At 60.6% G+C, this 24007-nt stretch carries 21 protein-coding genes and 1 pseudogene; 12 read left to right on the top strand and 10 right to left on the bottom strand.

What is annotated here, in order from left to right:
• Window positions 1-18 precede the first annotated feature (18 nt).
• The gene (locus I6L36_RS07160) at window positions 19-1143 is read left to right on the top strand and encodes an anhydro-N-acetylmuramic acid kinase (RefSeq protein WP_109112822.1); all 1125 of its coding nucleotides are present in this window, start codon (window positions 19-21) and stop codon (window positions 1141-1143) included.
• A gap of 111 nt (window positions 1144-1254) precedes the next feature.
• Here the strand turns inward: I6L36_RS07160 and I6L36_RS07165 are convergent, their stop codons facing one another.
• Both I6L36_RS07165 and I6L36_RS07170 read right to left on the bottom strand, forming a co-directional pair.
• On the bottom strand, window positions 1255-1656 hold the full coding sequence (locus tag I6L36_RS07165; protein ID WP_223302527.1) for a hypothetical protein: 402 nt from the start codon (window positions 1654-1656) through the stop codon (window positions 1255-1257).
• 375 nt (window positions 1657-2031) lie between these two features.
• The gene (locus I6L36_RS07170; RefSeq protein ID WP_216987096.1) at window positions 2032-2904 is read right to left on the bottom strand and encodes a hypothetical protein; all 873 of its coding nucleotides are present in this window, start codon (window positions 2902-2904) and stop codon (window positions 2032-2034) included.
• 1069 nt (window positions 2905-3973) lie between these two features.
• Here I6L36_RS07170 and I6L36_RS07175 point away from each other — a divergent pair.
• Complete coding sequence (locus tag I6L36_RS07175; RefSeq protein WP_109112955.1) at window positions 3974-5239, top strand: RidA family protein; 1266 nt, start codon at window positions 3974-3976, stop codon at window positions 5237-5239.
• Between the two features lie 132 nt (window positions 5240-5371).
• On the opposite strand, the gene I6L36_RS07180 is transcribed toward I6L36_RS07175, so the two are convergent.
• Together I6L36_RS07180 and tkt are read right to left on the bottom strand one after the other, a co-directional pair.
• The gene (locus I6L36_RS07180) at window positions 5372-6034 is read right to left on the bottom strand and encodes a hypothetical protein (protein WP_216987097.1); all 663 of its coding nucleotides are present in this window, start codon (window positions 6032-6034) and stop codon (window positions 5372-5374) included.
• 144 nt (window positions 6035-6178) lie between these two features.
• A complete protein-coding gene (gene tkt, locus I6L36_RS07185) occupies window positions 6179-8170 on the bottom strand; it encodes a transketolase (RefSeq protein ID WP_109112954.1) in 1992 nt (663 codons plus the stop codon).
• A 340-nt stretch (window positions 8171-8510) separates the two neighbouring features.
• Between tkt and metK the strand changes: the two genes are divergently transcribed.
• From metK to ruvX, 7 genes are all read left to right on the top strand, one after another.
• Window positions 8511-9662, top strand: coding sequence for a methionine adenosyltransferase (metK, locus tag I6L36_RS07190; protein WP_010673869.1), 1152 nt, complete (start codon window positions 8511-8513; stop codon window positions 9660-9662).
• 68 nt (window positions 9663-9730) lie between these two features.
• On the top strand, window positions 9731-10270 hold the full coding sequence (locus I6L36_RS07195) for a SprT family zinc-dependent metalloprotease (RefSeq protein ID WP_109112953.1): 540 nt from the start codon (window positions 9731-9733) through the stop codon (window positions 10268-10270).
• Window positions 10271-10343: 73 nt separating this feature from the next.
• Window positions 10344-11036 carry an endonuclease gene (locus I6L36_RS07200; RefSeq protein WP_162540637.1) on the top strand — a complete coding sequence of 231 codons (693 nt, stop codon included), beginning with the start codon at window positions 10344-10346 and terminating at the stop codon, window positions 11034-11036.
• Between the two features lie 129 nt (window positions 11037-11165).
• Entirely contained in the window at window positions 11166-11897 is a 732-nt protein-coding gene (gene rsmE, locus I6L36_RS07205; RefSeq protein ID WP_104455513.1) for a 16S rRNA (uracil(1498)-N(3))-methyltransferase, read from the top strand.
• 123 nt (window positions 11898-12020) lie between these two features.
• Window positions 12021-12971, top strand: a complete 951-nt coding sequence (gene gshB / locus I6L36_RS07210; protein WP_109113215.1) for a glutathione synthase — start codon at window positions 12021-12023, stop codon at window positions 12969-12971.
• Between the two features lie 165 nt (window positions 12972-13136).
• Window positions 13137-13691, top strand: a complete 555-nt coding sequence (locus tag I6L36_RS07215) for a YqgE/AlgH family protein (RefSeq protein ID WP_103261728.1) — start codon at window positions 13137-13139, stop codon at window positions 13689-13691.
• A gap of 81 nt (window positions 13692-13772) precedes the next feature.
• Window positions 13773-14195 carry a Holliday junction resolvase RuvX gene (gene ruvX / locus I6L36_RS07220; protein ID WP_010673863.1) on the top strand — a complete coding sequence of 141 codons (423 nt, stop codon included), beginning with the start codon at window positions 13773-13775 and terminating at the stop codon, window positions 14193-14195.
• A 59-nt stretch (window positions 14196-14254) separates the two neighbouring features.
• Here ruvX and yidZ read toward each other — a convergent pair.
• The 4 genes and pseudogenes from yidZ to I6L36_RS07240 all read right to left on the bottom strand — a co-directional run bounded on the left by yidZ (window position 14255) and on the right by I6L36_RS07240 (window position 19464).
• Window positions 14255-15233, bottom strand: a pseudogene (yidZ, locus tag I6L36_RS07225) (HTH-type transcriptional regulator YidZ).
• Window positions 15234-15243: 10 nt separating this feature from the next.
• A complete protein-coding gene (locus I6L36_RS07230; RefSeq protein WP_109111879.1) occupies window positions 15244-16410 on the bottom strand; it encodes an MdtL family multidrug efflux MFS transporter in 1167 nt (388 codons plus the stop codon).
• A 292-nt stretch (window positions 16411-16702) separates the two neighbouring features.
• The gene (blaMOX, locus tag I6L36_RS07235; protein WP_109111878.1) at window positions 16703-17854 is read right to left on the bottom strand and encodes a CMY-1/MOX family class C beta-lactamase; all 1152 of its coding nucleotides are present in this window, start codon (window positions 17852-17854) and stop codon (window positions 16703-16705) included.
• Between the two features lie 179 nt (window positions 17855-18033).
• On the bottom strand, window positions 18034-19464 hold the full coding sequence (locus I6L36_RS07240; protein WP_042880806.1) for a sodium:alanine symporter family protein: 1431 nt from the start codon (window positions 19462-19464) through the stop codon (window positions 18034-18036).
• A 724-nt stretch (window positions 19465-20188) separates the two neighbouring features.
• Here I6L36_RS07240 and tal point away from each other — a divergent pair.
• Both tal and I6L36_RS07250 read left to right on the top strand, forming a co-directional pair.
• Entirely contained in the window at window positions 20189-21139 is a 951-nt protein-coding gene (tal, locus tag I6L36_RS07245) for a transaldolase (RefSeq protein ID WP_162540505.1), read from the top strand.
• Window positions 21140-21319: 180 nt separating this feature from the next.
• Window positions 21320-21499 carry a DUF3545 family protein gene (locus I6L36_RS07250; RefSeq protein WP_010673858.1) on the top strand — a complete coding sequence of 60 codons (180 nt, stop codon included), beginning with the start codon at window positions 21320-21322 and terminating at the stop codon, window positions 21497-21499.
• Window positions 21500-21595: 96 nt separating this feature from the next.
• Here I6L36_RS07250 and I6L36_RS07255 read toward each other — a convergent pair whose 3' ends face one another.
• Both I6L36_RS07255 and ung read right to left on the bottom strand, forming a co-directional pair.
• Entirely contained in the window at window positions 21596-22141 is a 546-nt protein-coding gene (locus I6L36_RS07255; RefSeq protein WP_041212588.1) for a hemerythrin domain-containing protein, read from the bottom strand.
• A 160-nt stretch (window positions 22142-22301) separates the two neighbouring features.
• Complete coding sequence (gene ung / locus I6L36_RS07260; protein WP_010673856.1) at window positions 22302-22982, bottom strand: uracil-DNA glycosylase; 681 nt, start codon at window positions 22980-22982, stop codon at window positions 22302-22304.
• 613 nt (window positions 22983-23595) lie between these two features.
• Between ung and grcA the strand changes: the two genes are divergently transcribed.
• On the top strand, window positions 23596-23976 hold the full coding sequence (gene grcA / locus I6L36_RS07265; RefSeq protein ID WP_010673855.1) for an autonomous glycyl radical cofactor GrcA: 381 nt from the start codon (window positions 23596-23598) through the stop codon (window positions 23974-23976).
• Window positions 23977-24007: the final 31 nt, after the last annotated feature.

The following is a 24007-nucleotide window of genomic DNA, read 5'->3' on the forward strand; positions in this document are numbered from 1 at the left end:
TCATTGAAAGGGGTTGTCATGACTGAACGCTATATAGGCTTGATGTCCGGTACCAGCATGGACGGTATCGACGCCGTGCTGGTGCAGATCGAGGGGGATGCACTGCGGGTCGAGGCGGCCCTCTGCCATCCCTGGCCTGTCGATACGGCTCGCACCCTGCATGAGCTTTGCACCCCGGGGGAGAACGAAATCGACCGCATGGGGGTCGCCGACAACCTGGTGGCCCGCGAATTTGCCGCCGCCACCCAGGCCCTGCTCGCCAAGGCGGCGCTGACTCCCCAGGAGATTCGCGCCATCGGCAGTCACGGCCAGACCATACGCCACCGCCCCCAGCTCGGCTTTACCCTGCAGATCGGCAACGCGGCCTTGCTGGCGGCCCTGACCGGCATCGACGTGGTGGCCGATTTTCGCACCATGGACATGGCCCTCGGCGGTCAGGGGGCCCCCCTGGTGCCCGCCTTCCATCAGGCGCTCTTTGCCCGCCCCGGCGCCCTTCGGGTGGTGCTGAACCTCGGCGGCATTGCCAATATCTCGGTGCTGCCCGGCCAGACCGACGGGGGGGCTGGTTCAGAGGTATATGGCTTCGATACCGGCCCCGCCAACACCCTGCTCGACGGCTGGTATCGCCGCCACCAGCCCCACGGTAGCAGCTATGATGCCGGTGGCCAGTGGGCCGCCAGCGGCAAGCCTATCCCTGCGCTGCTGGAGCAGTTGCTGGCTCACCCCTACTTCGCCGCCCCCGCCCCCAAGAGCACGGGGCGTGAGATGTTCACCCTCGACTGGCTCGACGGCGAGCTGGACGGCTGCGCATACGCCCCCGCTGATGTGCAGCGTACCCTGCAATCCCTCACCTGCCACAGCATCGCCCGCCAGTTGCCCGCCCACCGTGATGCGCCAACCCGGCCCGAGCTGTTTGTCTGCGGCGGCGGCGCCCACAACGCCCCGCTGCTGGCGGAGCTGGCAGCCCTGCTGCCCGACTGGCATCTGACCAGTACCGCCCAGCTCGGCCTTGCACCGGACTGGGTGGAAGGGGCCGCCTTTGCCTGGCTGGCACAACGCTTTATCCAGCGAAAACCGGGCAACCTGCCTGCGGTGACCGGCGCTAGCCGCCCGGCGGTACTGGGCGCCCTCTATCCCGCCTGAGCCGCTCCCCGAGCGCCATCCGCCTAATGAAACAAGCCCGAACAGGTGCACCTGTTCGGGCTTGTTGTTATGCCTGGCGCCAGATGACGCAGACCCGTCACTCTGTGCTCCCTACCCGAGCCGCTCTTTCAACCTGGCCGCCTGCGCCTTGAAGGTCTCATAATCGGCGACATGCCGACTCCTGGCGGCGGTGATCCACTGCACGCCCGTCTCGTCGGCGTGGGAAAATTCGATGCAAAACTCATATTTCGTGCTGGAGAGCAGCCCCATCAGGGCGCCAGACAGAAAACCCACCAGGGGCAGGAAGAGCACGATGAGCCAGTTGCCCGCCTGCTCGTAGGAAGGGGTGAAGTAAAAGAGCACACTGGAGGTGACCACTCCCAGCAACAAGCTCTTCTTGAGCCGATCCATCCAGCCGAGTGCTTTTACCTGCACGCCGACGATGCGGCCCAGATCGTAGCGATCCTTGTTCACCCTCAGTGTGTTGTCCGACTGTTCAATGGCAATGGCCATCCTGATACTCCGTCCTGTTGACTATGGCGATAAGGGGTTGCCGTGGCGGCCCCAGATTGTGCATCCCGTGATCATGACGGACCAGCAGCCAGCCACGGGGCGATGGGCGGCACCTCCCCCAACAGGAACACACGCTGCGCATGGTATCGTATGGCGCCAAACATCAAAAGACGTTCACATCAAAAGGCGAGGTGGATCACCTTCTATCCACCCCTTGTCCCCCGTGCAGCCGTTGGCTTTTCTGGCCATCCTCTCATGGGCAAGGTAGCCGGGGGATCAGGGGTCAGTGAGATAACCGTCCCGTGATGACCCTCAGGAGGGGCGGGCCGATGGGATAGCGCCATGGGCCCACACCTCGAGAGCACTCCCATGGCCCTAGAAGGCCCACTTCAGGAAGCGGTTTACCTGGCGCTTGATCGGTGCACAGAGCGGCGGTTTGGGAGGCTCCAGGTTGATCTGTCTGCGGCCCACCCTGGCTTCGCCCCGCAGCAGGATCTGGAGATAGTGGGGATGCTGGCGCTGGATGAATCGAGAGATCTCATGGGCCCAGGGTTTGGGGACTCCCCACAGGGTCGAGGCCAGGGCGCCGACGATACAGAAGAAGGCGGGCTCGTGCATGCCCATCCTGACGCCATTCTCCAGCGCCTCCTTGAAGGAGCCCGAATGGGCGATGCAGGTCATCACATTGACCATGAAGGCGGCATAGTCATCTTCCCCGCCGTGGCCCACCCTGGCCACCAACCCGGCCTGCGGTCTGTAGCCGAACTGGTGGCCGATGTGCTCAAGCACTGCATTGCGCTGGCGAATGACCTTGGCATAGAACATCAGCATGGCGGTACAGTCGAGCGCCTGGCTCAAGGCCGCCTGATGGGGATGGGTCTGGGTGGGACGGGGGGTGGTCAGCAGCGCGATCTCCTCCGAGATGGCGAGCAGACCGATGGGCACCGCCGTGCTGATAAAGGCGAGATCGATGGCGATCGCCAGGTCCTGGCCCTCCTCCATCCGGCCGATGACCACCTGCTCGGCAAAGAGGCGACGCTGGCGCTCGATAAAGGCGCCATAGATCAGGGCTCTGAACTTCTTCTGGGGATAGGGGGTATCGAGCAGGGTCTCCATGGTCAGGATGGCGGCGCCGGTGCGACCACGCAGTTGATAGTCGGGGGCGAGGGGGAAGTGCTTGCCTAGGCGGGGGGGTGGCCGAAACCCGCTGGTGCGGCTGTACATGTCACCCAGAATGAATCCAAGCATAAAACCTCCGAAGTCAGATGACGGGGATCGCGATGCGATCGCATGTGCCACTCCCAGGCAGATGAGTGCCGATCCGTGCTGCTCGTCGGCAGGGTCCCTGATTTCATTATTAATCATACAGTTAATAATCCACCCAAACCCCGACCCAGGTCGCAATAACGGCAGTTGATGATAAAGAGCACAAATAAGGGTGTGCGGGGAAGATGAGCCGGCTGCATAGCAAGGAGTGCGGGATACGCCAGGGCGGCAAAGCAGGGCGGACTCCGGGGCCCCCTCACAGGAAAGGTCATGACAGGAGTGATATGCATCGGGGGGCGGCAAGTCGGGCCAGGCAAGGGGAAGGCCCCCTCCCCTTGCGTATGAGCCTTGTTGGCGGGCTGCGTTCGCGCCGCTGAAAAGATATGGCATAGGCGGCGCGGTGACCCGCCCATGTCAGCCTCCGCTGCAGGGGCTAAAAAGCGCCCTCTCTTTCTCCCGTATTTATGTCATGACCTGTGGCCATGCAAAGAGGGTGAATGTTATTTCAGTGTGCTCACCGCAGCATATTTTGGCGGCGCTGAACAGGGCGTCGAGAGAGCGATAAATAGATAGCTATGCAAAACCGGGAGAATAAGCTGCAATGTCGCCAAAAGTATTAACGGAGGATTCACAGGCTGTAACCCTGATGCGCGACAATATGGCGCTATCTGGTTCCACTTTCATGGTAAAGCGGGATCATCATCACCTTTATTTGCCATACCCGTCATGAATTGAATCGCAAAATGAATATATTTCACTCTGTTGAGCCACTTCATAGAAACAGGATCCCGGTTTGCATCCCCGGATAACCGCCCCCTAGAATTCTCCCGTCTGAATCACCAGGCCAACTTCTCTCCCTTGTCTGTTGCACGCGCTGTCTGCATCGAAACAGGGCTCGACACTGTGATGATCGTTCTCCTTTTCTCCGTCGCCCTGCGGCGGGAACGGGCAACTGTTGCCGCAATATCACGAGTCATCAGCGTGCCGTATTCGGCCAGGGAAGAACAATGCGGCCCGGACCCTACATCAAAAACGAAAAAGGAGTATCGCCATGAGTGGTACCATCATCAAGTCAGCCAGAAATACCCCCAATGCGCCTCAGGATCTGGGGCCCTATACCCAGAGCGTGGCCTTCTCCCACTACAACAATATTGCCGCCCAGCTCCCGGTCGATCCGAAAACGGGCGCGCTGGTCGCAGGGGGTATCCAGGCGCAGGCCAGACAGTGTCTCACCAATATCCAGGCCATCGTCCAGAGCATTGGCCACGGCATGGAGGACATGGTGAAGGTGACCCTGTTCCTTGCGGACATAGCCGACCTCGATGCCGTCAACGCCGTCTATCGGGCATTCTTCCCCCACTCGCTGCCGACCCGCACAGTGCTCGCCGTCGCCGGTCTGCCGCTCGGCGCCAGGGTGCAGATGGACGCCCTGCTCTCCAACGGGGAAGGCACCTTCCCCCAGGCTCCCTGCCCGCTGCTCAAGATCTCCCGAAACAGCGACCACGCCCCGCAGGATCCGCTCTCCAGCCAGAGCGTCGCCTTCTCCCATTACAACAATATCGGTGCCCAGCTGCCCCTCGACCCCGCCTCCGGCGCCCTGGTTGACGGTGGCATTCGCGAGCAGGCAGCCCAGTGCCTGCGCAATATCAAAACCGTGCTGGAGAGCATCGACGTGCCCTTTGACGACATCGTCAAGGTGACTGTCTATCTGACCCACCTCGCCGATCTGGACGCCGTCAACGAGGTCTACACCACCTTCTTCCCCGATTCGGCCATTGCCCGTGCCGTCGCCTATCTGCCGGCCCGCAGCGTGATCGCGGCCTCTGCCCTGCCGCTGGGTGCCCGGGTGCAGATGGATGCGGTCATCTCCCACGGTGACGGCACCCCGCCCCAGTTGGTGGAAGACAGGCACAACCTGGTGATCCGTGCCCGCAATACCGACAAAGCGCCACGAAGTCCGCTCCATACCCAGAGCGTCGCCTTCTCCCACTACAACCATATCGCCGGCCAGTTGCCGCTCGACATGACCACCGGCAAAGTGCTGACCGGTTGCGTCCGTGAGCAGACCGCCCAGTGCCTCGGCCATATCAAGACCATTGTGGAGAGCATCGGCCACATGATGGACGATATCGTCAAGGTCAATATCCAGCTTGCCAACATTGCGGATCTGGCGGAGGTGGATACCATCTACACCCAATACTTCCCGGGCTATCTGCCTGCCCGCACCGTATTCGGGGTAAGCGAACTGCCCGCCGGCGCACTGGTGCAGATGGATGCGGTGATGTCCAATGCGGAAAGTACCCCGCCGCAGGTGTAAGGTTTGTTGAAATAAAAAAGAGACCGGCGATATGTCGGTCTCTTTTTTGGTAACAGGAGGGGGCATTATTTTTATGGCATCGTCTTAAAGAACGCGAACGTCCGATTACGCTGCGCTAATCGAACCTACGGGCTACTGCAATTTTTGGTTAAAAATATATGTAAAACCGTTTTTCCCATCAGTACGACAAAAATGTAAATTATCTAAAGCAACACATATTTCAAAGCTTAGTAATGCAATTAATTTTTGCTTTGAAGAAACCAGTGTCATTTTAAATAATGAGTCATCCACCGCAGATAGCCCTATTAGCACAGGGTATATGGCCGCCCATATATCAAGTGCCTGTGGCATTACCCTATGAATATCAATGGCAATATTTTTCATGTCCATTGAACATAGATTTTCAGGGCTACAAAACATAAACTTTTCGTGAAGTACAGCCCTCAATGGCACATTAGCGACCAGTGATCCATCAAGAACATTAGATAATTGCGATGCATAAAACTCTATATCTTCTCGTGCTTGCTGCAAATAATACTGGTCATTCATCTGTTTCTGTAAATAAAGCTGACGAATCAAAACTACTAACGTAATAAATCCGAGTATTGGTGCATAGATACCTCCAATTGCCGAGCCAAATTCAGCCCATCGAGAGTGGTCTTGTGACAAATCTCCGCCAAATTTACTTACATATAAAACAACAGGGGAAAATAAAAGCACCAATACAACAACTATAATAAACCAGCCTCTTGTAACCATAACTGAGCCTTTATTTAAACAATGAAAATCAATCATCTAGAGAAAGTACTATCAACTCTCAGATATTTAAATATATTTTTAATTTATTATTTTTTTCCCAATAAAAAACGCCCCCCATCTTGCGATGGAGGGCGTTTTTATTTTCTGGCTATTGGGCCAGAGTGGCCCAATGTTCAGCGATTACAGGGACTCTGCGGTCGCAACCACGTTTTCCACGGTAAAGCCGAATTCCTTGAACAGCAGCTCGGCCGGGGCGGACTCACCGAAGGTGCGCATGCCGATGATCTTGCCGCCAAAGCCCACGTACTTGTACCAGTAGTCGGCGATGCCCGCTTCGATGGCCACGCGCTTGGTGACGGCGGCTGGCAGGACAGACTCCTTGTACTCGGCGGACTGGGCATCGAACACGTCGGTAGACGGGATGGAGACCACGCGCACGGCACGACCCTTGGCAGTCAGCTGCTCATAGGCAGCCACAGCCAGCTCCACTTCGGAACCGGTGGCGATCAGGATCAGCTCCGGGGTACCGGCGCAATCCTTCAGCACATAACCACCCTTGGCGGCATCGGCCAGTTGCTGGGCGGTGCGGTCCATCTGGGCCAGGTTCTGACGGGAGAAGATCAGGGAGGTCGGGCCGTCGGTACGCTCGATGGCGTGTTTCCAGGCGATGGCGGACTCTACCTGATCACACGGGCGCCAGGTGCTCATGTTCGGGGTCAGACGCAGGGAGGCGATCTGCTCCACCGGCTGGTGAGTCGGGCCATCTTCACCCAGACCGATGGAGTCGTGGGTGTAGACGAAGATGGCGCGCTGCTTCATCAGGGCGGCCATGCGCAGGGCGTTGCGGGCGTACTCCATGAACATCAGGAAGGTGGCGCCGTAGGGGATGAAACCACCGTGCAGGGCGATGCCGTTCATGATGGCGGACATGCCGAACTCGCGCACGCCGTAGTGGATGTAGTTGCCTGCGGCGCTCTCGGGAGTCAGGGACTTGGAGCCGGACCACATGGTCAGGTTGGACGGCGCGAGATCCGCGGAGCCGCCCATGAATTCCGGCAGCAGCTTGCCGAAGGCTTCCAGGGAGTTCTGGGAGGCCTTGCGAGTCGCGATCTTGGCCGGGTTGGCCTGCAGGGTTTCGATGATCTTGGCGGATTCAGCAGCCCAGTTGGCCGGCAGATCGCCAGTGGTACGGCGCTTGAATTCGGCAGCCAGGGCCGGGTGAGCGGCTTCATAGGCGGCGAACTTGGCAGCCCAGTCGGATTCGAGCTTGGCGCCCTTCTCCTGACCGTTCCACTCGGCGGCGATGTCGGACGGGATGACGAACGGCGCGTGGTCCCACTTCAGGAAGGCACGGGCGGCGGCGATCTCGTCGTTGCCCAGCGGCGCGCCGTGGCAGTCGTGGGAGCCGGACTTGTTCGGGGAACCGTAGCCGATGATGGTGCGGCAGCAGATCAGGGTCGGCTTGCCGGTCTCGGCCTTGGCGGCTTCGATGGCAGCGTTGATGGCTTCCGGGTTGTGACCGTCAACGGCCGGGATGACGTGCCAGCCGTAGGCTTCGAAGCGCTTGGGAGTGTCGTCGGTGAACCAGCCTTCTACGTGACCGTCGATGGAGATGCCGTTGTCATCCCAGAACGCGATCAGCTTGCCCAGACCCAGGGTGCCGGCCAGGGAGCAGGCTTCGTGGGAGATACCTTCCATCAGGCAGCCGTCGCCCATGAAGGCGTAGGTGTAGTGGTCGACGATGTCGTGACCCGGCTGGTTGAACTGCTCGGCCATGGCCTTCTCGGCAATCGCCATGCCCACGGCGTTGGTGATGCCCTGACCCAGAGGACCGGTGGTGGTTTCAACGCCCGGCGCATAACCGTACTCCGGGTGACCCGGGGTGCGAGAGTGCAGTTGGCGGAAGTTTTTCAGATCGTCGATGGAGAGGTCATAACCGGAGAGGTGCAGCAGGGAGTACAGCAGCATGGAGCCGTGGCCGTTGGAGAGAATGAAACGGTCGCGGTCGGCCCACTTGGGGTTGTTCGGGTTGTGTTTGAGGTGGCTGCGCCACAGCACTTCAGCGATATCCGCCATTCCCATGGGGGCGCCCGGGTGACCGGAGTTGGCTTTTTGAACGGCATCCATACTCAATGCACGAATGGCATTGGCAAGCTCTTTACGAGAAGGCATCTGTATCTCCTGCGATTGCTTCATTTGATGGCCAAGATTAAGGCGCGTTATTGTCCCAGCAGGGGGCGCGGCGTGCAAATATTATCTGGGCGAATAAAGTGGCTTTGGGAGCACAATCGCTTTTCTGGGCGGGGAAAACGATTCAATCCGCCCCCTGCCTTACCTCCATGGAGGTGGATCCCTTCCCCATCCCGCCCCGGGCGGCTCCACCCCCAAATAGTGCTGGCAATCACCGGATGACCTATTTAAAATAGACGTCCAGATGTAGATACCTCTACAGTCATCCTGTCATTATCCGGTTATGGCCAAGGCGATAACCCTTACGAATCGAGAACCAAACATGGCAAAGCTGTTTACTTCCGAGTCGGTCTCCGAAGGCCATCCCGATAAAATCGCCGACCAGATCTCCGATGCGGTGCTGGACGCCATCCTGCAGCAGGACACCAAGGCGCGCGTCGCCTGCGAAACCCTGGTCAAGACCGGCATGGTGATGGTAGCCGGCGAAGTGACCACCTCTGCCTGGGTCGACATCGAACAGATCGTGCGCGACACCGTGCGCGAGATTGGTTACACCCACTCCGACATGGGCTTCGACGCCGACTCTTGCGCCGTGCTGAACGCCATCGGCAAACAGTCTCCGGACATCAACCAGGGCGTCGACCGTACCGACCCGCTGGAGCAAGGTGCCGGTGACCAGGGCCTGATGTTCGGCTACGCCACCAACGAAACCGACGTGCTGATGCCCGCGCCCATCACCTACTCCCACCTGCTGGTGAAGCGTCAGGCAGAAGTGCGCAAGAACGGCACCCTGCCGTGGCTGCGTCCGGACGCCAAGAGCCAGCTGACCTTCGCCTACGACGACGCAGGCAAGATCCTGGGTGTCGATGCCGTGGTGCTCTCCACCCAGCATTGCGACTCCATCAGCCACAGCGATCTGGTGGAAGCGGTGCGCGAAGAGATCATCAAGCCGGTGCTGCCGGCCGAGTGGATCAACAAGGACACCAAGTACTTCATCAACCCGACCGGCCGTTTCGTCATCGGCGGCCCCATGGGTGACTGCGGTCTGACCGGTCGCAAGATCATCGTTGACACCTACGGCGGCATGGCCCGTCACGGTGGTGGCGCCTTCTCCGGCAAGGATCCGTCCAAGGTGGACCGCTCCGCCGCCTACGCCGCCCGCTACGTGGCCAAGAACATCGTGGCCGCAGGCCTCGCGGATCGCTGTGAAGTGCAGGTCTCCTACGCCATCGGCGTGGCTGAGCCCACCTCCATCAGCGTCGAAACTTTCGGCACCGGCAAGGTGGCCGAAGCCCTGCTGGTCAAGCTGGTGCGCGAGTTCTTCGAGCTGCGCCCCTATGGTCTCATCGAGATGCTGGATCTGAAGCGCCCGATCTACCAGGCAACCGCCGCTTACGGCCACTTCGGCCGCGACGAGTTCCCCTGGGAGAAGACCGACAAGGCCGAGCTGCTGCGCGCTGCCGCTGGCCTGTAAGGCTCGAGGTTGTGATAGAAGGGGAGCCTGGCTCCCCTTTTGCTTTTGTGTCCTGTCCCGAGGATCCCATGCCTGCCACTGCCACCCGGCTTGACCCCGCCCTCATCGAGACGCTGCTCGCACGCGTCGATGCCTGCTTTGTGCAGGCCGAAACGCGTCTTGGCCGCACCTTCCCCCGCCCGCAAGTCCACTGCAACATGCGGGGCCGGGCGGCAGGGTCTGCGCGGCTGCAAACCTGGGAGCTGCGTTTCAATCCGGCGCTCTATCAGGCCAATCAGCAGGCGTTTCTCAGGGAAGTGGTGCCCCACGAGGTGGCGCACCTGCTGGTCTATGCGCTCTGGGGAGAGGGGCGCGGCAAGAGCCGAGTACTGCCCCATGGCCGCCAGTGGCAGTCGGTGATGCGGGAGCTGTTCGGCCTCGAACCCAGCACCACCCACAGCTTCGATCTGGGGGTGCTGGCCCAGCGTACCTTCGTGTATGCCTGCGCCTGCCAGCAGCATCCCCTCTCCGTGCGCCGCCACAACAAGGTGATGCGCGGCGAGGCCCGCTATCACTGCCGCCGCTGTCGCCAGCCCCTGGTGTGGCAGCGCGACACGACGGCGGATTGAGTCACCCCGTGTCGCGCTCCTGTGATAGGGTGCGCGCTTACTTCATTCAACTGTCTCATTGCCAAGGATATTCATGTTTCGCCCTCTGCTCTCCCTCTGCCTGGCCCTGCTGGTCAGCGCCCCGGCTCATGCCGACAACATCCAGACCTTTCGCGCCGCGAAGCAGGATCTGAACAAGCTCTACCAGAGCCACCCCGTCACCTTCTACTGCGGCTGCAACATCAAGTTCAGCGGCAAGAAGATGGCCCCCGACTGGGAGAGCTGCGGCTACCTGCCGCGCAAGCAGGCCGAGCGGGCCTCCCGTATCGAATGGGAGCACGTGGTGCCCGCCTGGGAGTTCAGCCACCAGCTCCAGTGCTGGCAGGACGGGGGTCGCAAGAATTGCGGCAAGAGCGACGAGTTCAACAGGATGGAGGGAGACATGCACAACCTCTTCCCTGCCATCGGCGAGGTGAACGGCGATCGGGCCAACTTCCGCTTCAGCGACTGGAACGGCAAACCCAACCAGTACGGCAAGTGCCAGATGCTGGTGGACTTCAAGGAGCGCCAGGTGCAGCCGCCCAAGGGGCCGGTGCGTGGCCAGATCGCCCGCGCCTACCTCTACATGAGCCAGCAGTACGGACTGCGTCTGGCGGCACAGCAGCGCAAGCTTTACGAAGCCTGGGACAGGCAGTATCCGGCTGATCGCTGGGAGTGCGAGCGCAACCGCCGTATCGGCAAGCTGCAGGGCAATACCAATCCCTTCATTGAAAAGCAGTGCCAATAACACCATTTGACCAGGGAGGGGGAGCGTCCCCCTCCTCCTGAATCCCTTCACTCTCTGTCTCGCGAGCCTTGCTCGCCGCCGTGCAGTAGGGTATTGAAGGGTTTCCAAGCAAGAGACTGACTATCAGCCATGCGCATTCCACGTATCTATGAACCGGCCAGCCTGCAGGTTGGCCAGACCCTCGCCCTGTCAGAAGACGGTGCCAATCACATCGGCCGCGTGCTACGCATGCAGCCGGGCCAGCAGCTCGAGCTGTTCAACGGCGACGGCCACCAGTACCCCGCCACCATCGCCAACGTCGGCAAGAAGTCGGTGGAAGTGACCATCGACAGTTGCGAGACCCGCTCGGTGGAGTCCCCCCTTGCCATCCACCTGGGTCAGGTGATCAGCCGCGGCGACAAGATGGACTTCACCATCCAGAAATCCGTGGAGCTCGGCGTCACCTGCATCACCCCGCTCTTCTCCGAGCGCTGCGGCGTCAAGCTGCCCGCCGATCGGTTGGAGAAAAAGCGCGAACAGTGGCAAAAAGTGGTGATCAGCGCCTGCGAGCAGTGCGGCCGCAATACCGTGCCCGAGGTGCGCATGCCGATGGAGCTGGACGCCTGGCTGGCGGAAGAGACTCAGGAGCTCAAGCTCAACCTGCACCCGCGCGCCCCTTACAGCATCAACACCCTGCCCATCCCCGAGCACGGCGTGCGCCTGCTGATCGGCCCGGAAGGGGGCTTGTCCAGCGACGAGATCGCCCGTACCGTGCAGGAAGATTTCAAGGAGATGCTGCTGGGGCCGCGGGTGCTGCGTACCGAAACCGCCGCCCTGACGGCGATTACTGCGCTTCAGTGCCGCTTTGGCGATCTGGCCTGACAGCCGACCCCACCCCGGCCCTCCCCTTCGCAGGGGAGGGAGCAACAGGCCCCTCCCCCTTGTGAAGGGGGAGGCAGGGAGGGGGTCATCACATCCCATCGAGCCATTAGGAAGGAAACTCGGATGACCATTAAACTCGGCATCGTGATGGACCCCATCTCGGCCATCAACATCAAGAAGGACTCCAGCTTCGCCATGCTCGAAGAGGCGCAAAAGCGCGGCTACGAGCTGTTCTATCTGGAGATGAAGGATCTCTACATGGAGGCCGGTCGCGCCTTCGGCACCATGCGTCCGCTCACCGTCAAATATGACTATGCCGACTGGTATAGCCTCGGTGAGGTGGTGGATCAGCCGCTCTCCAGCCTGGACGTGATCCTGATGCGCAAGGATCCCCCCTTCGACACCGAGTTCATCTACGCCACCTACATGCTGGAGCGGGCCGAGGATGAGGGTTGCCTCATCGTCAACAAGCCCCAGAGCCTGCGCGACGCCAACGAGAAGCTCTACACCGCCTGGTTTGCCGAGCACACCCCGACCACGCTCGTCACTCGCAGAGCAGACAAGCTGCGGGCTTTCCACGCCAAGCACAAGGACGTCATCCTCAAGCCGCTGGACGGCATGGGCGGCGCCTCCATCTTCCGCATGAAGGAGGATGACGCCAACGTCGGCGTGATTATCGAGACGCTGACTGAACATGGCAGCCAGTACTGCATGGCGCAGACCTATCTGCCTGCCATCAAGGATGGCGACAAGCGAGTGCTGGTGGTGGACGGCGAGCCGGTACCCTACTGCCTGGCCCGCATCCCGGCGCAAGGGGAGACCCGTGGCAATCTGGCGGCCGGTGGCCGTGGCGAGGCACGCCCCTTGAGTGAAGCGGACTGGGCCATCGCCCGCGCGGTGGGCCCGACGCTGAAAGAGAAGGGGCTCATCTTCGTCGGCCTCGACATCATCGGCGATCGCCTGACCGAGATTAACGTCACCAGCCCGACCTGCATCCGCGAGATTGAGGCGGCCTTCGACGTCTCCATCACCGGCATGCTGATGGACGCCATCGAGCGCCGACTGGGCCGCTGACCCCTTGCCCAGCGACCCGTTGCCGCGGCGAGGACACACACACAAGGGGCCGTGAGGGCCCCTTTGACTGCCGCCCTCCTGCCGGCAAAAAGCGGTTTTGCCCGCCGCCATCAACTGCCATAATCACCCCAAATACCTTTGCACGCTTAGAGATACATACGCTCCATGCAAACACTGCAAAATCACTTTCTGCTCGCCATGCCGAGCCTCACGGACGCCTATTTCCAGCGCTCCCTGGTCTATCTGTGCGAACACAGCAGCGAAGGCGCCATGGGACTGGTGGTCAACATTCCGGTCGACATGGCCCTGGACGCCATGCTGACCAAGCTCAACCTCAATCCCCCCGCCACCGCCGAGATGAAACAGCCGGTGTTGCAGGGGGGGCCGGTGCACGGGGATCGCGGCTTCGTGTTGCACAGCTTCCGCCCGGGCTTCAATTCCACCCTGCAGGTGAGCGACGAGATGATGGTCACCACCTCCAAGGACATCCTGGAGACCCTGGGCACCGACGAGGCGCCGGACCACTGGCTGGTGGCGCTCGGTTACGCCGGCTGGAGTGCAGGCCAGCTCGAGCAGGAGCTGGTGGATGGCGCCTGGCTGGTGATCCCCCCCAATCCCAAGCTGGTCTTCGATACCCCCATCCACCTGCGCTGGCAGCAAGCCGCCGCGAGCATTGGGGTCAACCCCCTGCACCTCTCCAGCCAGGTGGGCCATAGCTGACACCCGGCCCTCCCCCATGAGCAGGGGGAGGCAGGGAGGGGTCTTCCCCCTTCATTTATCCATCCATTTCGAGGAGACCCCATGTCATCACGCAGCATCATGGGCTTTGACTACGGCACCAAGAGCATCGGTGTCGCCATCGGCCAGGAGCTCACGGGCAGCGCCCGCCCCCTTCGCTCCCTCAAGGCCAACGACGGCATCCCCAACTGGGACGAGATAGAGAAGCTGATCAAGGAGTGGCAACCGGATCTGCTGATCGTCGGTCTGCCGCTCAACATGGATGGCACGGACCAGGAGATCACGGTGCGAGCTCGCAAGTTCGGCAATCGCCTGCACGGTCGCTTCGGCAAGCCGGTGGAGTTCAAGGACGAGCGGCTCACCACCACGGATGCCCGCGCCCGCCTGTTTGAACGTGGCGGCTACAAGGCGCTGGACAAGGGGAGCGTGGACGGCGTCTCCGCCCAGCTCATCGTCGAAGCCTGGATGGAAGAGCAGTACGACTAAACCGGGGAGCCTCCTCCCCCTTGCTTCTCTTTCACCGCCCCGCTCCCCATGGGCCCGCCCTAGGCAAAACGCGTCATCCCCGCCGCGGCCAGGCCATAGAGCCGCCGGATCTCCCCCCGCAACCACATCACCTTGGCATCCTGATTGTGGCGCTTGTGCCACAGCAGGATGAAGGCGATCTCCAGCTGGGCATAGAGAGACTCTTCCAGCGGCAACGGCATGGGGATGAGGTCGGGGTGATGTCTGGCGGCATAGTCCGCGCAAGTATGAAGGCACCACGGCGATCAGCTCGTGGCTCTTTTGGGCGGCGATATGCAGCGCCTGCTCGAAGCTCGCCACCATGATGGGCACCTGCCGCCTGTGGCCTTCGTCCTCCAGCAGATCGTCCAGTGCCCAGCTGTCGCTGGCCTCCCACACCACGCTCACCTGGGGGCAGGCCAGAAAGCGGGTCAGCGACCACGTCAGCCCGAGCAAGGGGTGATCCTTGCGCAGGAACACCACGGGACGATCGCAGAACAGCACCTCATGATCGATGTAATAGGGCAGCCGGTTGACCCTGGCATGGGAGCGGCCGTGGGTCTCCCTGGCACAGAAGCCGAGATCCGCCTCCCCGTTGACGATGTCGTTGAGAGAGTGGTGATCCCAGCCCAGCATCCTGACCACGGAGTGGGGGTACTTCTGGTAGATGGTCGTGGGCAGCTCGCTCAGGAAGCTGATGCCGAAGGGGGACTCCATCACCAGACTGAAGCGGGCCCCCTCGGGGATCGCCTCGCTGTTGAGGGTGCTGATGCTCTCGGTGAGCTGGAACCAGGTCTTGAGCTCCTCCGCCAGGGTCAGGGAGAGATTGGTCGGCTGCAAGCCCTGGCGCACGCGCACGAAGAGGGGATCCCCGAACCAGTCCCGCAGCTTGCCAAGCGCCTTGCTCACCGCCGACGGGGTGACACACAGCTTCTTGGCCGCCCCCGCCACGCTGCGCTCCTGCATCAGGTGCCTGAAGACCACCAGCAGGTTCAAATCGAGTTCACCCAGATTGCGCATCTCTTCTCTCCTATCCCCGAGCCCGGACTCGCCGTACCGCACGCCATGGTAGCAGTACCTTGACCACCAGGTAACCGAGCAGCGCCAGCAGGAGTGCCAGGATCAGCATCCAGGGCGCAGGCATCCCCAGATGGCCCATCCCCCAGATGAAGAGCCCGGACAACCCTATCTGCATGATGCAGAGCAGGGCACTGGCCGATGCCACCTGATCCCCGCACACATCCAGCGCCTCCCCCATCGCCACCCCGAACCCGCAGGAAAACCCGATACAGACCAGGGCACACCCCGCCAGCAGCCAGGACAGGCCACCTTCGGGCCCGCTGCTGCACAACAGGGCGAGCAAGGCCAGCAGGTAGGCGAGGTGGGAGAGCGCCAGCACCCTTGCCTTGCCGAGCCAGCGCAGCAGCAAGGGGGTCAGGAAGGAAGCGGACATGCTCACCCCGGCCATCGCCATCATAAGCCGGGTGTACTGCTCGGGAGACAGGCCGAACGTGGTCATCAGGACGAGGGGCGAGACGCCCACATAGACCAGGATGGCGGTCACGCTGGCGCTGGTCAGCAAGGCGCGCTGCATGAAGGGGGCCGTGCCCAGCAGGACCAGCGGCGATGCCCCCGCAGGCTGGCGGGCGGGGCGGGTCTCCTTGAGCAGTCGCAGGTTGATCAGGGCACTGATGGCGGCCACTAGCGCCATGCCCACGAAGATGCCGCGCCACTCGAAGTGCGACAGGATGAGATAACCGAGTACGGGAGCCAGCACCGGAATGACGCAGATCACGCCGTTGATGAGGGAGAGAGCCATCGCGAGGCGCGCCTGGCTCAGCACATCCCGCAGCACGGTGAAGGTCATGATGTAGAGCGCTCCAGCGCCCACCCCTTGCCAGAAACGCCCCAGATAAAACTGGGCGATGCCGGTCGCCTCCGCCGCCACCAGGGAAGCGACCACGAAGATGAGGGCGCCCCCCAGCACCACGGGGCGCCTGCCATGGCGATCCGCCAGCATGCCCCCCGGCAGCACGGTAGCCGCCATGCCCAGCAGATAGATGGAAAAAGCGGTGTGGATCTGCGCCTCGCTCCCCTGCAGGGTTTGCGCAATGCGGGGGACGGCCACCAGATAGAGATCGATCCCGAGGGGATAGAGGATGATCATCAGAAAAGTACACAGCAGAAACATACCCATGAAGGCTCCATATCAGCAGGTTTCACCATCACAGGTGCGCTGTCAGCGAGATTGACAACTCAATCCTGCAAAAGCAGAGGAAGATGCCAGGCACTATAGAGCGGGCGGCCTGCCGGGGCCTAGTGACGAGATGGCACTCGGTGGATGCCAATCCGGACATCTCACGCAGGAGAGGCCCGGATTGGCATGCTCATCGACCCGCCCCCTGCCAGGTCGCCCTTGAGGGGTCAGGTCCGAGGTAACGGGCACGCGGCGATGCGGCGTGCCCTCAAGGCTCAGCGAAGGCGCTCCATTACCTGGCCAGTTGCGTCAAGATGGCGTGGGCCGCCTTGATGCGCGCCTCGTTGGGGTAGTTGCGATTGGCCAGCATGACGACGCCGATCCCTTTGGCCGGCACGAAGGCCACATAGGCCCCGAAGCCGTTGGTCGAGCCGGTCTTGTTGAAGAGCACAGGGTGCCCTGTTGCAGCGGGCGCGGGCGCCGCCGGGTTGGCATTGTAAATCATCGCCGGGGAGTTGCCCGCCAGCAGCGTCTGCTCGCTGACGGGATAGGCGTAACGCTCCCAGCCCAGTCCCTGGGTCATCCCGCCTACCGAGTAGTGCCCTTTGTGGGTCAGGGAGATGGCCTGCTGCAACGCCTTGTCATCAACCCCGCTGATGTTGGCCTTCACAAAGCGCAGCAGATCCGCCGAGCTGGTCTTGATGCCGTAGGCCTCGTCCGCCAGCATGCCGGGGCTGACCCTGATGGGCTTGTCCTCTTTCGAATAGCCATAGGCATAACTCGCCATGGCCTGCTTCGGCACATTGACATAGGTGTGGTGCAGGCCAAGCCCCGGCAGGATCGTCTGCTCCATCAACTGGGCAAACGGCTGCTTCAGGCTGCTCGCCGCCAGGTGGCCGAACAGCCCTATGCTGGGGTTAGAGTACTGGCGATGGGAACCCGGCGAGTAGGCTGGGGTCCACTGGCGGTAGTAGGCCTGCATCTTCTCGAGCGAATCCACCTCCTCGGGGAATTGCAGCGGCAAGCCGCCCGCGCTGTAGGTAGCCAGCTCCCCCATGGTGATGCTGTCAAAGGCGGATCCCTTGAGCCAGGGGGCGTGCCGGCTCGCCTTGTCATCCAGTTGCATCGCTCCCTTGACCACCGCATAGGCTCCTAGGGTCGCGGTCAGGGGCTTGCTCACGGAGCCTATCTCGAACAGGGTCTGCTCGCTGACACCGACCGCGCGCTCCCGATCGGCCACACCGTAGTTGAAATAGTGGGCCTTGCCATCCTTGAGCACGGCCACCGCCATGCCCGGGATCCTGTGCTCCTTGAGCAGCGGCTGGATGCTGGCATCCACCACGGGGCGCAGGGGATCGGTCGCCGCCTTGTCACCGGCATGAGCCAGACCGGCCCACATCAGGGTGGCCAGAGCGCCCCACAGGATGGATTGTCGTTGTTGCATTGCATGTCTCCTGACTGTCGTTAGCAAGGTATCGCCATGGCGGCGAGTGATGAACCCAGCATAGTCCCGCGAGGTGTGCTGCCGATGAGGCTCTGTGAAGTCAGTGTGAAGCCGCCCCCTCTTTTTACCCATGAAAAAGGGGAGCCATGGCTCCCCTTCAATCACCTTGCAACGCAGGCTTATTTCTTGCCCGGGTTGTCCCAGATCCCCTCTTCCAGCTGGCTGCGCAGCTCGGGGTATTTGTTGGCATCGAAGGTCGGCACGCGGCCCACCTTGAGCTGGTCGTTGTAGTCCTTGGCCAGCTTGATGGCGACGCCGGAGAGCAGCAGGATGGCCACCAGGTTGACGATGGCCATCAGCCCCATGGAGACATCCGCCAGAGCCCACACGGTCGGCAGTTCGCCCACGGATCCGAACATCACCATGCCCAGCACGAACATCCGGAACAGCATCAGGCCACCCTTGTGGTTGTGCTCGAGGAACACCAGGTTGGTCTCCGCATAGGAGTAGTTCGCCACGATGGAGGTGAAGGCGAAGAAGAAGATGGCCGCTGCGATGAAGATGTTGCCACCGCCGCCCACCTGGGAGGAGAGCGCGCGCTGGGTCAGCTCGACACCGGTCACACCGGAGCCCGGCTCGAACTGGCCGGACATCAGGATGATGGCGGCAGTACAGGTACAGATGACGATGGTATCGAGGAAGACCCCCAGCATCTGCACATAACCCTGGGAGGCCGGGTGCGGCGGATAGGGGGTGGCGGTGGCGGCAGCATTGGGGGCAGAGCCCATGCCCGCCTCGTTGGAGAAGAGGCCGCGCTTGATGCCGTTGATCATGGCCTGGGAGATGGCATAGCCCATGGCGCCGGAACCTGCCTGCTCGATGCCGAACGCAGACTTGATGATGAGAGCGAAGATACTCGGCAGCTCGCTGATGTTCATGAACACCACGAACAGCGCCATCAGGATGTAGGCCAGTGCCATGAAGGGCACCACCAGCTCGGCAAAGCGGGCGATGCCACGAATGCCGCCGAAGATGATGAGACCGGAGAGCACCACCAGGGCCAGACCGCTCACCCAGTCAGGGATGCCGAAGGCGACGTTCATGGCCAGGCTGATGGAGTTGGCCTGCACCGCGTTGAACACCAGACCGAAGGCCAGCAGCAGGCAGAGGGAGAAGACCACTCCCATCCAGCGCATGCCAAGGCCGCGCTCCATGTAGTAGGCGGGGCCGCCCCGGTAGTTGCCATCCTCATCCTTGACCTTGTAGAGCTGGGCCAGGGTGCTCTCCACGAAGGCGGTGGCCATGCCGATGAAGGCGATCAGCCACATCCAGAAGACGGCGCCAGGGCCACCCAGATAGATGGCGACGGCCACACCGGCCAGATTGCCCGTCCCGACACGAGCCGCCAGGCTGGTACACAGAGCCTGGAAGGAGGAGATGCCGGCGCTGTCGGATTTGCGACTGTTGCGCAGGACCGAGAACATGTGGCCGAAGTGGCGGATCTGGATAAAGCCCAGGCGGAAGGTAAAGAAGATACCGACCCCGATCAGCAGGTAAATGAGCACGGCTCCCCACATCAGGTCGTTAATCATTGCAATCAAGGTGTCCATAATTCTCTCGTTGTTATCACATCCATGGCCAGTCTGCGCTGACCGCTCTCTGTCAATTTCCGAACCAGCATTGCGCCGAAGGGGCGGAATCTAGCATAGCGAGGGAATTCAGAATAGTGACAGGGCTCACTGGGGAGACAAAAAACGAGCAATTTGATGCAAAAAAGCTTCATTTAGCACGCAATAAATCAACAAAAATTGATGTGCAACCCAGCCCCTCACAAATTAGAGCCAATAGAGAACCATTTTACAACTCATCCCATGGGGGTAAAAACCGCTGAGTGAAACGACATCAGGGAGACAAGCGTTTGCCTCTCATGCCTCATCGGCAAGGGGTTGTAACGCAAAACGTTTTACACGTAATTAAATTTCAAGTAGCTGACAGAACTATTTATGTGACCTCCCGCACAAATTCATGAATCCACCAAAATAATTGCGCTTTTCCATGTCGGAGCCAGCCGCCACACCATTAATAAAACTCGTTTTTTATCAAACACTTTCACTCGACAGCCGGTACCGCTTTCACCACCTGGCTGATTCGCATACAAGCCCCCCTATTGCAGGATGCGCCACATCCGTATTAATTAGGCAGGCAATGACGATGGGGCCTGCCCATCGCCCCTTTCTGAGCCTGAGCCGCCGGGATCTTGTAATTTAATTTCAGAACTGCCGTCTCATGCCCACCACCCTGGGATTGCTCCCTCATAAAGAGATGATATTTGCCATGGCCGATAAATTGACCCAGCTGAAAGCCCTGACCACAGTGGTTGCCGATACCGGCGACATCGAAGCCATCAAGCGCTACCAGCCCATCGATGCCACCACCAACCCCTCTCTGGTACTCAAGGCCTCCGAGATCCCCGAGTACGCAGCCCTGATCCAGGACGCCATTGCCTGGGCCAAATCCCAGAGCCAGGACAAGGCACAGCAAATCATCGACGCAGGCGACAAGCTGGCGGTCAACATCGGCCTCGAAGTGCTGAAAATCGTCCCGGGCCGCATCTCCACCGAAGTGGACGCCCGCCTCTCCTTCGACACCGACGCCAGCATCGCCAAGGCCCGCAAGCTGATCCGCCTCTACAACGAAGCCGGCATCAGCAATGATCGCATCCTGATCAAGCTGGCCTCCACCTGGGAAGGGATCCGTGCCGCCGAGGTGCTGGAGAAAGAGGGTATCCAGTGCAACCTGACCCTGCTGTTCTCCTTCACCCAGGCTCGTGCCTGTGCCGAAGCCGGTGCCTTCCTCATCTCCCCCTTCGTGGGCCGCATCCTCGACTGGTACAAGGCCAAGAACGGCCGTGACTACACCGCCAGTGAAGATCCGGGCGTGGTCTCCGTCACCGCCATCTACAACTACTACAAGCAGCACGACTACCCGACCGTGGTCATGGGCGCGAGCTTCCGCAACACCGGCGAAATCCTGGAACTGGCCGGCTGCGACCGCCTGACCATTGGCCCCGCTTTGCTGGAAGAGCTGAGCAAGACCGAAGGCACCGTGGTGCGCAAGCTGGACTACACCGGCGAGCGCACAGCCAAACCGGCCCCGATGACCGAAGCCGAGTTCCGCTGGGAGCTGAACCAGGACGCCATGGCCGTCGAGAAGCTGGGGGAAGGCATCCGCCTGTTCGCCATCGACCAGGGCAAGCTGGAAACCATGCTGGCAAGCCATCTGTAAAGCCGCTCGCCACACGGCTCTCACAGAGCGAAGTGGCACCGCAAAAACCGGGCTCCCGAAAGGGCAGCCCGGTTTTTTTGTGCCTGTTTCCGGTTGTCACAACTTCGTCATAAAAACGTTTTATTTTCAAAGGCGTCGTGTTATACGGATGGTGAAAACCATAAAACCAAGGAGGGAGCCATGGACATGTTCAACTTCGATTTTGACGAGGTCGTTGAGCTGGGTTCACGTAGCCGCGGGACAACGGGAAAAAAACGCAAATGGCGTGAGATTGAGGCGCTTAAAGACAAGCACCGCCTGCAAAAGGAGCTGCAGGCCATCGACATCGCCTATGAAGGATCGGACGACCTGGAGCTCTGATACGCCCACGTCGCCCATGTTTCACTCCAGCGAGTGGAGCCATAAAAACAGCGCCCCGGATTGACCGGGGCGCTGTTTTTATGGGTGAACCTCCTTTCAGGCTGCAGGCAGCGAAAGCTGTTTGGCCAGCGCCTGGAAGTGCTGGCTTACCTCCGCCCCGAACAGGGGATCATTGATGGCCCGGTTCTGCCAGAGCTGTTCGAGATGACGCCAGTCATCCTCGGTCAGGGAGTCGCGCAGATGGGGGAAGATGACCCCTTCCTCATAGTTCATGTGCGCCTCCTGCTGCTCGATGAACTGCTCCAGACGGGCCACGAACTGATCCAGCGGGATGACCGCATCCATCAGGATCATCTCCACCATCTCCTTGAGCTCGGTCCCTGCATCCAGCAGACGGGCGTGCTCCTCGTGCAGCCGGTTGGCCACTTCCCCCTCCACCACCCTGTATTTCAGGTAGTAGTCATAAATCATGTCTTCCTTCGGGTGGTGGTACTTGTCGGATACCTCGCGCAGATAATCCACCACATCCCGCAGCAGGAAGTAGCTCACCGGCTGCTCATTGCGAATGGCCGCCAGCTTTTGCTTGAGCAGCGTCAGCAACCGGGTGATGTTGAGGTGGTCCTTATGCAGACTGGATAACATGGGCACTCCTTGCACTGAAATGAGAAAACGTCTGTCTCGAGTATACGGTCATTTATTGCCTGAACTTTGCACTCAATCAAGTCGGATGCAGACAGCGGCTGCACCAGCCTCTCACCACAGAGGGCACAGGGGAGACCATTTCCCCTGTGCATTTACGGCGTCAGGCCGCCGGATCGGCGCAGACCGAGAGCCAGTCGATGGGACTGCGTCCTTGCTGGACCAACAGGCGATTGGCCTCGGAGAAGTGGCCGCAACCGATGAAACCGCGATGGGCAGAGAGCGGGCTGGGATGGGGGGCGCTCAGCACATGATGGCGCGACCGGTCGATGAAGCGCCCTTTCTTCTGGGCATGAGCGCCCCACAGCAGGAAGACGACGCCCTGGCAATGGGCATTGATCCGCTCGATGACTCGATCGGTAAAAGTCTCCCACCCCAGGTGGGCGTGAGAGTGCGCCATGCCAGCCTGTACCGTCAACACCGTATTGAGCAGCAGCACTCCCTGTCTGGCCCAGGATTCCAGGAAGCCGTGATTGGGTGTGACAAAACCCGGCAGATCCCGCTGCATCTCCTTGTAGATGTTGACGAGGGACGGCGGCGTGCGCACTCCGGGCAAGACGGAGAAGCAGAGGCCGTGCGCCTGGTCCGGTCCGTGATAGGGATCCTGCCCCAGGATCACCACCTTGACGTCATCCAGCTCGGTCAGTTTGAAGGCATTGAATACCTCGGTCGCCGGGGGATAGATCACCTTGCCCGCCTCCCGCTCGGCCCTGACGGTGGCCAGGGTGTCCATGAAATACGCCTGCTCTTTCTCCGAACCAATCACATCTTTCCAGGTCAGCACACCCGTCTCCTCTCGTTGCGAATCCACTCCTTCCATCCTGGCTGGCATGCCAGCCTCTCCCTCTCCCCACTCCCCGCCTTCTGTCCAGCTTGGCACCGCTATCTCCTCGGTCAATAGAGCAAGGGGCTCAGGATAGGGTCCTCGCCCCCAAGACGCAACCGCATGGAGGTCAGGCTCAGCCTTGCCAGCCTGGGAAGTGGCGGCGGCGTTCACGGGCCATGACCGAGGCTGCGTCGACACAGGAATAACAGGGCGTCCTTCGGACAGGCCTCTGGGCAGGCCGGTTTTCGCTGACGCCAGCAATAAACCCTAAAGGTGTGGTTAAATTACTAGATATGAATAATAAAAAATGCATAATTCATATATCTTACAAAAACAGAAAAATGATCTGTTTTTGATTCAACTCAATGATTTAATCCCTTTCAATGCGCGCAAAATGGGGTTTTATTGATTTGGATCAATTTTCGTAATATTACCGTCGTGGTATATATGGCCCCAACGAAGTAAAGGTGTAAGGCAAGGCCCCGTTAAATCATTCCTTCCAAGAGGTGGTTTAAAAACATCAGGGTAATGTGCTTACCGTTGAATCCGCTTTCCTATGAGGAGTCATACCATGATCAAGGGCATCCAAATCACCCAGTCCGCCAACGCCGCTCTGCTGAACTCTTTCTGGCTGCTGGACGAAGAGAAACAACAGGCTCGCTGCATCTGCGCCAAGGGCGACAGCTTTGCCGCCGATCAGGAAGTCAGCCTCTCCGACCTGGGTCAATTCGAATACCGTGAACTGCCGGTTCAGCAAGAGCCTGTGGTCGAAGGGGGTCAGCACCTGAACGTCAACGTACTGCGCCGCGAAACCCTGGAAGACGCCATCGCCAACCCGGAAAAATACCCGCAGCTCACCATCCGCGTCTCCGGTTACGCCGTGCGTTTCAACGCCCTGACCCCGGAGCAGCAGCGTGACGTGGTCACCCGCACCTTCACCCAGAGCCTGTAAGGCGCCCTGCGTAAAGAGATAAAAAAACGGC

It is taken from the genome of Aeromonas sp. FDAARGOS 1406 (assembly GCF_019048565.1).
Classification (GTDB): domain Bacteria; phylum Pseudomonadota; class Gammaproteobacteria; order Enterobacterales; family Aeromonadaceae; genus Aeromonas; species Aeromonas caviae.